11 protein-coding genes are annotated in these 11,471 nt (G+C 59.3%); 2 read left to right on the top strand and 9 right to left on the bottom strand.

Features of this window, described 5'->3' with window-relative positions:
- Nucleotides 1-3 precede the first annotated feature (3 nt).
- Entirely contained in the window at nucleotides 4-1,425 is a 1,422-nt protein-coding gene (gene der / locus ACP90_RS17310) for a ribosome biogenesis GTPase Der (RefSeq protein ID WP_062489060.1), read from the top strand.
- A gap of 107 nt (nucleotides 1,426-1,532) precedes the next feature.
- Nucleotides 1,533-2,330, top strand: coding sequence for an inositol monophosphatase family protein (locus tag ACP90_RS17305; RefSeq protein ID WP_023003953.1), 798 nt, complete (start codon nucleotides 1,533-1,535; stop codon nucleotides 2,328-2,330).
- 6 nt (nucleotides 2,331-2,336) lie between these two features.
- Here the strand turns inward: ACP90_RS17305 and ACP90_RS17300 are convergent, their stop codons facing one another.
- The 9 genes from ACP90_RS17300 to ACP90_RS17260 form a co-directional block, all read right to left on the bottom strand.
- Nucleotides 2,337-2,708 carry a VOC family protein gene (locus tag ACP90_RS17300; RefSeq protein WP_062489059.1) on the bottom strand — a complete coding sequence of 124 codons (372 nt, stop codon included), beginning with the start codon at nucleotides 2,706-2,708 and terminating at the stop codon, nucleotides 2,337-2,339.
- Nucleotides 2,709-2,755: 47 nt separating this feature from the next.
- Nucleotides 2,756-3,370: an HAD-IA family hydrolase gene (locus tag ACP90_RS17295; RefSeq protein WP_062489058.1), complete on the bottom strand. Its 615-nt coding sequence runs from the start codon at nucleotides 3,368-3,370 to the stop codon at nucleotides 2,756-2,758.
- A 92-nt stretch (nucleotides 3,371-3,462) separates the two neighbouring features.
- A complete protein-coding gene (locus ACP90_RS17290; RefSeq protein WP_062489057.1) occupies nucleotides 3,463-4,191 on the bottom strand; it encodes an SDR family NAD(P)-dependent oxidoreductase in 729 nt (242 codons plus the stop codon).
- An 82-nt stretch (nucleotides 4,192-4,273) separates the two neighbouring features.
- Entirely contained in the window at nucleotides 4,274-5,746 is a 1,473-nt protein-coding gene (gene purF, locus ACP90_RS17285; RefSeq protein ID WP_062489056.1) for an amidophosphoribosyltransferase, read from the bottom strand.
- Nucleotides 5,747-5,967: 221 nt separating this feature from the next.
- Nucleotides 5,968-6,576, bottom strand: coding sequence for a CvpA family protein (locus ACP90_RS17280; RefSeq protein WP_023003958.1), 609 nt, complete (start codon nucleotides 6,574-6,576; stop codon nucleotides 5,968-5,970).
- Nucleotides 6,577-6,650: 74 nt separating this feature from the next.
- Complete coding sequence (gene radA, locus ACP90_RS17275) at nucleotides 6,651-8,045, bottom strand: DNA repair protein RadA (protein WP_062489055.1); 1,395 nt, start codon at nucleotides 8,043-8,045, stop codon at nucleotides 6,651-6,653.
- A gap of 28 nt (nucleotides 8,046-8,073) precedes the next feature.
- Nucleotides 8,074-9,216 (bottom strand): alanine racemase, encoded by a 1,143-nt coding sequence (gene alr / locus ACP90_RS17270; RefSeq protein WP_062489054.1) that lies wholly within the window; start codon nucleotides 9,214-9,216, stop codon nucleotides 8,074-8,076.
- Nucleotides 9,217-9,373: 157 nt separating this feature from the next.
- Nucleotides 9,374-9,649, bottom strand: coding sequence for a PilZ domain-containing protein (locus ACP90_RS17265; protein ID WP_023003961.1), 276 nt, complete (start codon nucleotides 9,647-9,649; stop codon nucleotides 9,374-9,376).
- A 203-nt stretch (nucleotides 9,650-9,852) separates the two neighbouring features.
- Nucleotides 9,853-11,337, bottom strand: a complete 1,485-nt coding sequence (locus ACP90_RS17260) for a replicative DNA helicase (protein ID WP_023003962.1) — start codon at nucleotides 11,335-11,337, stop codon at nucleotides 9,853-9,855.
- Nucleotides 11,338-11,471: the final 134 nt, after the last annotated feature.

The raw sequence follows: 11,471 nt of genomic DNA, 5'->3' as shown, positions 1-11,471 counted from the left end.
GCTGTGGGCGCTACTGTCGCCATTATCGGACGGCCGAATGTCGGCAAGTCCACCCTGTTCAATCGCCTTGTGGGCAAGCGCCTGGCGCTGGTAGACGACACACCTGGTGTGACGCGAGACCGGCGGCCGGGCGATGCCCGCTTGGGCGACTTGCGCTTTACGATCATCGACACCGCCGGTCTCGAAGATGCGGACAAGGAATCCCTCGAGGGCCGCATGCGCCGGCAGACCGAGGAGGCGATCGAAACCGCCGACGCGGTTCTGTTCGTGATTGACGCTCGTGCTGGTGTAACGCCGCTTGATGCCCATTTTGCCGAAGTCGCACGCAAGACCACCCGTCCGGTGATCCTGCTGGCCAACAAGGCGGAAGGCCGGGCTGGAGAGAGCGGACTTTACGAATCCTATTCGCTTGGTCTTGGTGATCCGATTGCAATCTCCGCTGAACACGGCGAAGGGCTTGCTGATCTCTATGATGCTCTGAAACCTCATGTCGACCGGGTCACGGAAGAAGAAGAGGCAAAGCGCGAAGAGGCGATCACCAACGTGGATGTTGACGAGGACGGTGAATTCGTCGAGGACGAAGAGCCGGTCGGCACCATTGAAAGACCGCTGCGTGTTGCCATCGTCGGCCGCCCGAATGCGGGCAAATCGACGCTGATCAACCGCATGCTGGGTGAAGACCGCATGCTGACCGGACCGGAAGCAGGCATCACGCGCGATTCCATCTCGGTAGATTGGGTCTGGCGCGACAGGCATATCAAGCTGTTCGATACAGCCGGTATCCGGAAAAAGGCGCGCGTTCAGGAAAAGCTCGAAAAGCTTTCCGTGGCTGACGCTCTGCGTGCGATCAAGTTCGCCGAAGTGGTCGTTGTCACGCTGGACGCCACCATGTCCTTTGAGAAGCAGGACCTGCAGATCATCGATCTGGTTGCGCGCGAAGGCCGCGCGCTGGTGATCGCGATCAACAAGTGGGACTTGATCGAAGACCGGGAAGAAGCCTGGAAGAAAATCAAGGACGCCAACGAGCGGTATTTCAACCAGATCCGCGGTGTTCAGATCGCGACTTTGTCCGGCCAGCAAGGGCAGGGCGTCGATCGCCTGATCGAAAGCGTCTTTACCGCCTACGAGGCCTGGAATTCGCGTGTCTCGACCGCCAAGCTGAACCGTTGGCTGGACAAGGTCACCGCGAACCATCCGCCCCCCGCAGTTGCCGGACGCCGGGTGCGCCTGCGTTACATGACCCAGCCCAAGACGCGGCCGCCATATTTCGTGGTTTTTTGTTCGCGTCCCGAACAATTGCCGGAAAGCTACACGCGTTATCTGGTCAACTCGCTGCGCCAGACTTTCAACATACACGGAACTCCCATTCGCCTGTCCTATCGCAAAGGCGAAAACCCTTACGCCCCGAAGAGAAAACGGGGCTGAGTGGGGAGGGCAGCCTGCCATGTTGCCAGGCTGCCAGCCAGTATTCTTCTTTCCTGGCGGGAAAGCAGCTTTCCGCCGCGCTATCGACACTTAAGGGAGTTTGAACCATGTCCATCGACCGGCTGGAATTCGCCGTTGCCCTTGCCGAAAAGGCTGGCGAGCTCGGTCTCGACTATTTTCACAAGCTGGACACGCTGACGATTACGCAGAAGGGTCATCAGGACCTCGTCTCGGAAGCGGACCGCAATGTGGAAACGCTCATCCGCGCGGAACTCGCAAAGAGCTATCCGGACGACGGTATCCTGGGCGAAGAGCATGGCATGGAAGAAGGGTCTTCGGGCTACACCTGGGTTACCGACCCGATCGACGGTACGGCAAATTTCGTTGCCGGCATTCCGCAGTGGTGCGTCATCATCTCCTGCGTTCATCAGGGCCAGGTGATTGTCGGTGTGATCCATGATCCGGTGTCCAAGGAAACCTTCAAGGCTGCCGCCGGTCACGGTGCGTTCCTCAATGGCAAGCCGATCCGTGCCTCCGACAGCGAAAGCCTCTCTCACGGCTCTGTCGGTGTTGGTTTCAACGGCCGCACTGCCGTCACGGATGCGGTCAACGTCGTCGGTGCCCTGGTCTCCAAGGGCGGTGTGTTCTTCCGCAACGCCTCGGGCGGTCTGATGCTTGCCTACGCGGCTTCCGGGCGCCTTATCGGCTATGTAGAATCCCACATGAACGCCTGGGACTGCCTTGCAGGCATGCTGATCACCAAGGAAGCCGGTGGTGAAGTTCTGGAACAGGACATCAACCAGTCCCTTTACGACGGTGCACGTGTCGTTGTTGGCGCTCCCGGCGTCTTTGCCGATCTGAAGGAAATCGCCGAAAGTTCCTTTGCGCCTTTCGAAGCTGCTTAATCAGCCTCACACATGCTGGTCGACAAGAACCGGGTTTCCATCCGGGTCGACCAGCATGAAGCTGGCCCGACCACTGCCGGCCTCGTCAGCTTCGGATACAAAAGCGTATCCCTTCGCCTTCAGCGCCTTTTGGATGTCCCGTACATCTTGAAAATCTTCCAGTGTCCTGGCATCCTGGTCCCAGCCGGGATTGAAGGTGAGTATGTTCTTGTCGAACATGCCCTGAAACAGCCCGATGATGGTATCGCCGTTCTTCAGGACCGCCCAGTTGTCCGCGTCCGAGATGCCGATATCCACGAAGCCAAGTCCTTCGTAGAACGCCTTCGATTTTTCGAGATCCTTGACGGCCAGACTGACCGAGAACGCGCCGAGTTTCATCTTCCTGGCTCCTCTGCAGCGACCGCCGCTGGATACCCCGCATGCTTTCAAAGTTCCAGAAAGGAAGCAAGTTCCAGGCGGGTCTCCTCGGTAAAATGAAAGCCCTTCCAGCCAAGCGCCTTCGCTACGCGAACGTTTGTGGCGCTGTCGTCGATCAGCAAGATCTCGGACGGGGCAACCTTGAGAGTGTCGCTGACATGGACGAAGAACGCGGTGTCCGGCTTGGCTGACTTGATGCGGCCGGAAGAGAAAATCTGGCTGACCAGCGAGCCGAAGCCGGACTGGTGCTCGATGTAGCTGGAGCGGCGATCTTCATTGTTCGTCGCAATCACCTGAACGACGTCGTGACTTGTCAGATGTTCAAGCAGGCTGCAGGTGAAGGGATCCCGCAGATCATCCTTGGCAAACCAGTAGTCGAGAAGGTCTCCCGCATCCAGGAGGTAGCCGCTCCGGTCAAGCCAGTCCTGCAGGTGAGTTTTTATGTCCCGTTTCCCGGAGATGACTTGCAGGAAGGAGGCATCGAAGACGCCGCGTTCGAATGCATCGAGCGCGATGCCGAGGTCGCTCTCCAGCGTGTCAGCCCAGATGAACCTGCCGTCGACGACATTGCGGTTTAGAACGCCGTCGAAATCCCAGGCGGTGACACTGATATCTGACCGCATGGCATGCTTCCCTTCCGATCATCGACCGGAAGGCGTAATGCGAAAAAACGGGCTGCGCAACCCTTGATTGGATCAGCCCAGCAGGATCCGCCTTAGGGCTGAATCCATTCTCCGCTGACGCGGTCGTACAGGTGGCCGGTTTCCAGAACGTCCGGCATCAGCAAGGGCAGAAGATCTGCCGCAACATCATCCGGCGTCGGAAGGTTGGTGGCAAGCTCGCCCGGCATTGCCTTGGCGCGCAGCCCTGTGCGGGTAGGGCCCGGGTCGGCCAGGTTGATCTTCATCTTCGTCTGCAGGCTTTCATTCGCCCAGGTCCGTGCCATGGCTTCAACGGAAGCCTTGCTGATGGACTGTAGGCCCCAGAAGGGTGTGCAGGTGCTTGCATGAACGGAAGACAGGAACAGTGCACGGCCCGCGTCCGACTGGCGCAGGAGCGGGTCCAGAGAGCGGATCAGCCGCCAGTTGGCAACGACATTCACCGCCGTCACTTTCTCGAAGTCCTTCGGGCTGATGTGGCCGATCGGCGACAGAACACCCAGCATGCCGGCATTGGCAACGAAGATATCGAGCTTCTTCCAGCGTTCGTAGATCGCGGCGCCAAGCCGGTCGAGCGCGTCGAAGTCGGTCAGGTCAAGCGGGACGAGCGTTGTTTCCCCGTCTGCGGAGCGGATCTCGTCATCGAGGTCTTCCAGGCCGCCAACAGTCCGTGCAAGCGCAATGACATGCGCACCACGTTCGCCGAGCTGCTTTGCGATCTGATAGCCAATTCCGCGGGAGGCGCCGGTGACAAGAGCGACCCGGCCTTCAAAGTCTTTGATCATGCGTGATCTCTTAGATCAATTTGCCTTCCGGCGGTACCGCCGAAAGGCATAAATTGAAGCGGTCCAAAGAGTTTTGAGCGCTTTAGCCGACCTCGACCAGGCGAGGGGCGCTGACGAAGTCCTGATCCTCGGAAAGATCGGTCAGTGGCGTCGGATAATCGCCGGTGAAACAATGATCCGTGAACTGCGGATTGGCATCGTCGCGGCCATCGTAGCCCATGGCCTTGTAGATGCCATCGACGGACAGGAAGGCCAGGCTGTCGGCACCGATATAGGCACGCATTTCCTCAAGACCGTATTTTGCAGCCAGCAGTTTTTCACGCACCGGCGTGTCGATGCCGTAGTAGTCGGAATACTTGATCGGCGGGCTGGCCAGGCGGAAGTGAACTTCCTTCGCACCCGCTTCGCGGATCATCTGCACGATCTTGACCGATGTTGTTCCGCGCACAAGGCTGTCGTCCACAAGCACGACGCGCTTGCCTTCGATCTGAGCCCGGTTGGCGGAGTGTTTCATCTTCACGCCAAGTGCACGGATCTGCTGGGTCGGTTCGATGAACGTGCGACCGACATAGTGGTTGCGGATGATGCCGAGTTCGAACGGCACGCCGCTTTCCTGGCTGAAGCCGATGGCCGCCGGCACACCGCTGTCCGGCACCGGAACGATCACGTCGGCTTCGACGTTGGATTCCCGGGCCAGCTGGCGCCCCATTTCCCGGCGAACGTCGTAGACGCTGCGACCGCTGACAACGCTGTCGGGGCGGGAGAAGTAGATATATTCGAAGATACACGGACGAGCCGGGCGTTTGCCGAACGGGAAGAAGGATTCAATCCCTGTTGACGTGCAGACGATAACTTCGCCGTTTTCCACTTCGCGGATGAACTTTGCCCCGATGATGTCGAGTGCGCAGGTCTCCGAGGCCAGGATCGGAGCACCGTTCAGGTCACCCAGGACCAGCGGGCGAATGCCGAGCGGGTCACGCGCGCCGATCAGTTTCTTCGAAGTCAGCGCCACCAGAGAATAGGCACCTTCCATCTGGGTGATCGCGTCGATGAAACGTTCGACGATCTTGCCCTTGCGCGAGCGGGCAACGAGCTGCAGGACCACCTCGGAATCGGAGGTCGACTGGCAGATTGCTCCGTCTCGGATCAACTGGCGGCGCAGGGTGAGGGCGTTGGTGAAGTTGCCGTTGTGGCAAACGGCAATGCCGCCACCGTCCAGCTCGGCAAAGAGCGGCTGCACGTTCCGCAGGATGGTTTCACCGGTCGTCGAGTACCGAACGTGGCCGACAGCGGCCTTTCCGCTCAGCCGTTCGATAGTGTCGGCGTCGGAGAAATGATCGCCCACAAGGCCGAGATGGCGTTCCGCACGGAACTGCTCGTTGTCAACGGTGACGATCCCCGCTGCTTCCTGCCCGCGGTGCTGGAGCGCATGAAGCCCGAGCGCGGTCAGCGCGCTGGCATCCTCATGACCCAGAATGCCGAAAACACCGCATTCTTCGCGCAAGGTATCTGCATTGATGTCGAACGGTTCGTGCACGTCGGTTCCGCCAGCCATGGCGAACACTCCTTCGTTCTGGCCGGTGGGAGGACCGGCCGGGTCTTGCGGTCAAATGTCTGTCATCGTCACTCAGGTGGACGAAACATTGGCCGCTTTGCAAATGGTACATCGTCCCGCACATATTTGGGCGCGGGATGCCTCATTCAACGCTGCACCTCAAGCGGTGCCCGTTACTGCCCCAGTCTCGGTTAGTGTCCCTGGTTTATGCCCAAGGCCTGTTAGTTACTATCCGTCGTCAGCTGTTCAAGTCCCTGACGTTCTGAATCGCTGTAGGCCGGTTCATCAGTCGGGGTTGCTCCCCCTCCGGCCTGGTTGTTCTGCCGGATCTTGTCCAGGATCGCCTTTTCCGGGTCTTCTGGCAGCACAGCCACCAGCCGTTCACCGATGGACAGCAGGATCGGCCGCGACTTGGCGGTCTTGACCCAGTTCGGCTGCTGTTCCGGCTGGACGAACCAGTTGAAGAACATCATCGCGACGACGACCAGCAGCAGACCGCGCACAGCTCCGAACACGAACCCGAGGGTCCGGTCGAGGGCGCCGATCCGGCTGTCGAGCACGAAATCGGAAATCCGCATGGTGATATAGCTGACAACAAGCAGCGTGACCAGAAAGACTGCCGCGGCAGATACGCCCATGGCAACCAGGTCATGGTTGATATATTGCTTGGTGTAAGGAAGAACCCGTTCGTACAGCAGGAATGCCGCAGCTGCCGCAGCCACCCAGGAAACGATGGAAAGAACTTCCCTGACAAATCCGCGGATCATCGCAAGGACCGCCGAGATGAACATGATGACCAAGAGCAGTCCGTCCAGCAGCGTTATCGGCATGTTCCTGAAAAATCCTCTGTCTGGCGCTCTTTCAAGAGCTTAAACTTTTTGCCCAAACCCGTCACCATCTTGCGTCAGGTCTGCCCCGTAGCACTAGCCTCCGCCGAAAGTTTGGCAACAAAGTCCCCAAGTTCCGGCACGCCTGTCGTCCTGAACGAAGACACGGTGCCGTCCTTGAGATTGCCCTCCGGACAGTAAGCCTGATCGAAGCCGAGTTTTTCGGCTTCTTTCAGTCTGGAAGGGGCTTGGGCGACCGGCCTGATGGCCCCCGACAGGCTGACTTCGCCGAAATAGACGCAATTGGCCGGAAGGGCAAGTCCGCTGAGTGAGGAGATTAACGCTGCTGCCACGGCAAGATCGGCTCCAGGCTCGTTGATCTTGAGACCACCGGCGACGTTCAGATAGACATCATGTTGTGAAAAGCGGACGCCGCACCGTGCCTCAAGCACGGCCAGGATCATGGAAAGCCGCGCGCTGTCCCAGCCAATGACGGCCCTGCGCGGTGTTCCCAGAGAAGATTGCGCCACGAGCGCCTGGATCTCGATCAGGAGAGGTCTTGAACCTTCCAGACCGGCGAAAACGGCTGCGCCGGGCGCGGACGTGTTTCTGTCTCCCAGGAACAGGGCAGAAGGATTGGGGACTTCCTGCAGTCCCTTGCCGGTCATCTCGAAAACGCCGATTTCATCCGTCGCGCCGAAGCGGTTCTTGACCGAGCGCAGGATACGATACTGGTGAGCGCCGTCACCCTCGAAATAGAGCACGGCGTCGACCATGTGCTCGACCACGCGCGGACCGGCAATCTGTCCGTCCTTGGTCACATGTCCGACAAGAACAAGGGTGGTGCCGTTCTTCTTGGCATAACGCACCATCGCCTGGGCGGACGCACGCACCTGCGTCACGGTGCCGGGAGGAGATTCCACCTGGTCTGTCCAGAGCGTCTGAATGGAGTCGAGGATGAGAAGGGCCGGCGCCGTGTCGGATTCCAGCGTCGCCAGAATGTCTTCAACGCTCGTTTCCGCAGCCAGTGCCACGGGTGCCTGGGCGAGCCCGAGCCTTTCGGCCCGAAGCCGAACCTGTCCAATGGCTTCTTCGCCTGAAATATAGACGGTCTTGTGCCCAAGGTTAGCCAGTTGCGCAGCCGCCTGGATCAGCAATGTGGACTTGCCGATACCGGGGTCGCCGCCGACAAGCAAGGCAGACCCACGTACGAAGCCGCCGCCGGTCACCCGGTCAAGTTCAGGCACCTTCGTCTGGATGCGCGGAGCTTCCTTGGCATCGCCGGAAAGGCCGACAAGGGGAATGACACGGCCCTTGCTGCGGGAAGCCCTGCCGGGGCCGCCACCGACGCCGCCTCCGGTCTGCTCCTCCACGATGGTGTTCCATTCACCGCAGCTTTCACAACGGCCAACCCACTTGGCGGTAACCGCGCCGCAGGACTGGCAGACGAAGGATGTGGAGCGCCGTGCCATGCAAATTGCCTTTCGCTCTCGGCTCCGGTCAGGTCAGGGGCGCATAGACGCGCTCAAACCGACGTCCGAGGCTTGTCAGATATTCGTAGTCGATGGTTTCCGCATAAGCGGCAAGATCGGAAGCTGCAACACCTGGCCCCAGCATTTCCACAAACGCGCCGCGCTGAAGCAGGTGTTCAGGCACATCCGTCACGTCGAGCGTGATCATGTCCATTGAAATCCGGCCGAGGATCGGCGCCTTGTATCCGCCGATCAGCCCGAAGCCACCCGGGCGGTCGTCCGTAGAGCCGGCACGACGGATCATGCCGTCGGCATAACCGGCAGCCACGACGGCATTGCGCAAGGGGCGCTTTGCGGTTTGTTTCGCGCCATAGCCGATGGTATCGCCCTGTGGAACGTCGCGCACGATCATGATGCGTGCTTCCACCTTGGCGACCGGTTTCATCGGGTTGGGCTCGGTTTCGATGGCCAGCCCGCCGTAAAGCGCGATCCCGGGACGGACAAGGTCGAAGTGGTAGTCCGGGCCAAGCAGCACCCCGGCGGAATTTGCCAATGACCGCGGAATGTGAGGGAAGGGGGCGGTTGTCTCCGTAAACAGCTTGAGCTGCCGCCGGTTCATGTCGTGGTCGGGTGTCGAGCCACAGGCAAGATGGCTCATCACCAGTGATGGCTGGAACGGCCCCAGAACGGTGTTGTCACCCAGAGCGCGGGTGAGTTCAGCCGGAGACAGGCCCAAACGGTGGATGCCGGTATCGACATGGACAGCGGCGGCATTGTTCTTGCCCGACGCCTTGCAGACTTCCGCCCATTCCAGGAGTTCTTCCAGACTGCCGAGGACGGGACGGATGTCATGGGTCAGAAAGTGGTCGGCCGTTCCCGGAAACAGCCCGTCGAGCACGTAGATGACGGCGTCCGGAAGACTTGCGCGCAACGTCAGGGCCTCGGTCGGCACCGCGACGAAAAACGTCCTGCATCCCGCCTGGTAGAGGGCTGCAGCGGTTTTGTCCTGTCCGGTTCCATAGGCATCGGCCTTCAGAACGGCAGCGCAATCGGTGCTGTCGCTTACCTTGCCTTTCAGCAAGGACCAGTTCGACACGATCGCATCAAGGTCGATCGTCAGTCGTCCGCCGTAAAGATTGGATGGGAAAGCTTGTTCAATCGTCGCAGGCACGGTCCGAATATCTCTCCAGTCAGAATCAATGTCTGAAATTCGAGAGTGAGCTTAGCGCATCGAGGCGTATTTGCACCAACGGCCAAACTGCCAAAACCGTGACCAAGTGAAGCGCACTGCAGCGCTCCCCACGGGAAGTGCGCTGAAGAGCGGAAGCTCAATCCATATAGAGGAATTCGACGCCGGCTTCGCCGGAGCGCACCCACCGAATTTCACCGTAAAACCGCAATTTCCGGCTTTCGATTTCGATGGTGATGCGCTGATGCCGTTCAAGACCCTTGGTGTTGGTCGCAACGCGGCAACCACCGACGCTGATGTCTTCGACCACGCAGGGGCGATGGGTCGCGTCCTGCTTCAAAAGGCCGGACCACTTGCATCTTTTACGCGGAAAGATGCGAGCTTCTTCGAGGAGTTTTTGTGCCGACGAATACAAGATGCGGTCACCTGGAAAAGATTTTAGGCGAAATTCTTTCTACTTAAAGTAAGTGAGGAGTTTTAACAGTGGCTTAATCGTGAGCGACGGAGTGTTCATTGCCAAATGCCGCAAGTGAGCCGCAGACGAGAGTTTGAATGCGGCATCAGGCGGCTATCGGGGCACCTTGTCTCAAGGACCATCCAAAATCGCGAAGACGCCTGTTATTCGTAGCGTTCAGGCAGGTGATCTTCTTCGGCAAGATCGGAGAAGCGGGTGTACTGGCCTTCAAAGTGCAGGTTCGCCGTACCGGTCGGGCCGTGACGCTGCTTGGCGATGATGACTTCTGCCTTGCCTTTGAGCCGCTCCATGTCCCGTTGCCAGTTCTCGTGTTCGACAGTTCCGAATTCCGGCTCGGTCTTGGACAGGTAATATTCTTCGCGGAACACGAACAGGATCACGTCGGCGTCCTGCTCGATGGAGCCTGATTCACGCAGATCCGACATCATCGGTCGTTTGTCGTCACGCGATTCCACCTGACGGGAGAGCTGTGACAGCGCGATGATCGGGACGTGAAGTTCCTTCGCAAGCGCCTTCAGGCCCGTGGTGATTTCGGTGATTTCCTGGACGCGGTTGCCGGAGTTCTTGTTCGAGCCTGACAAGAGCTGGATATAGTCGACCACGAGCAGGTCGAGACCGCGCTGACGCTTCAGACGCCGTGCCTTGGCAACCAGCGAGGCGATGGAAATACCACCGGTCTGGTCCACATGAAGCGGGACGGCCTGCATGGTCTGCGCACAGGCGGCCAGCTTCTCGAATTCCGCTTCGGTGATATCGCCACGGCGGATTTTCGAGGACGAGATTTCCGCCTGTTCGGAAATGATACGGGTGGCCAGCTGTTCGGCCGACATTTCCAGAGAGAAGAAGCCGACAACGCCGCCGTTGACGGTCTTGATCGAGCCGTCGGGCTGTTCTTCGGACTTGTAGGACTGGGCGATGTTGTAGGCGATGTTGGTTGCCAGGGAGGTCTTGCCCATCGCGGGACGACCGGCAAGCACGATCAAGTCCGAATGCTGCAGACCCCCCATCAAACGGTCCAGTTCGCGCAGGCCTGTGGAAATACCGGAAAGGGCACCTTCACGGTTATAGGCGGCGTGCGCCATCTCGATGGTTTCGGTCAGGGCGTCGCCAAACGCGACGAACCCGCCTTCGCTGCGGCCGGTTTCTGCAAGTTCGAACAGGCGGCGCTCGGCATCATCGATCTGCTGGGAGGGGGGCACATCGATCGGGGCGTCGAAGGCGATATTGACCATGTCCTCGCCGATGCGGATCAGATTGCGACGGATCGCCAGGTCGTAGATGGTCCGGCCATAATCTTCGGCGTTGATGATCGAGGCGGCATCACCAGCCAGGCGCAGAAGAAACTGGGTCGCGGACAGATCCGCAATCTTCGCGTTGGCGGGATAGAAGGTCTTCAGCGTGATCGGCGACGCGGTTTTGCCGGCGCGGATCAGATGGCTGATCTTCTCGTAGATATCCTGGTGAGCAGGCACGAAAAAATGATGTGGTTCCAGAAAGTCTGAGACCCGGTAGAACGTCTCGTTGTTAACGAGAATCGCCCCCAGAAGCTGACGTTCAGCCTCGGCATTGTGTGGTGCCAAGCGCTGGATGTCTTCTTCCGTTTCGACCTTCTGTAGCGTGCCCTTCATAACGACCCCCGTTGACCCAAGTTCATTGGGAATACTCTGTGACGGGGGAGGGCTCAAGGTTCAAAAATGGCTGATTTCGATTCCCACCGGCTTGGACAAATCAGCGGGGAAAGAATCGAATCCAGCTTGACTCT

Source organism: Labrenzia sp. CP4, from assembly GCF_001579905.1.
Classification (GTDB): Bacteria; Pseudomonadota; Alphaproteobacteria; order Rhizobiales; family Stappiaceae; genus Roseibium; species Roseibium algicola.
This window is presented reverse-complemented; position numbering and strand designations above follow the sequence as displayed.

Excerpts from the sequence above, each read along its gene's own strand:
- ACP90_RS17295 (WP_062489058.1), bottom strand. The coding sequence starts at position 3,370 with ATGCGGTCAGATATCAGTGTCACCGCCTGGGATTTCGACGGCGTTCTA.
- ACP90_RS17290 (WP_062489057.1), bottom strand. The coding sequence starts at position 4,191 with ATGATCAAAGACTTTGAAGGCCGGGTCGCTCTTGTCACCGGCGCCTCC.
- purF (WP_062489056.1), bottom strand. The coding sequence starts at position 5,746 with ATGGCTGGCGGAACCGACGTGCACGAACCGTTCGACATCAATGCAGAT.
- ACP90_RS17280 (WP_023003958.1), bottom strand. The coding sequence starts at position 6,576 with ATGCCGATAACGCTGCTGGACGGACTGCTCTTGGTCATCATGTTCATC.
- ACP90_RS17300 (WP_062489059.1), bottom strand. The coding sequence starts at position 2,708 with ATGAAACTCGGCGCGTTCTCGGTCAGTCTGGCCGTCAAGGATCTCGAA.
- radA (WP_062489055.1), bottom strand. The coding sequence starts at position 8,045 with ATGGCACGGCGCTCCACATCCTTCGTCTGCCAGTCCTGCGGCGCGGTT.
- ACP90_RS17260 (WP_023003962.1), bottom strand. The coding sequence starts at position 11,337 with ATGAAGGGCACGCTACAGAAGGTCGAAACGGAAGAAGACATCCAGCGC.
- ACP90_RS17305 (WP_023003953.1), top strand. The coding sequence starts at position 1,533 with ATGTCCATCGACCGGCTGGAATTCGCCGTTGCCCTTGCCGAAAAGGCT.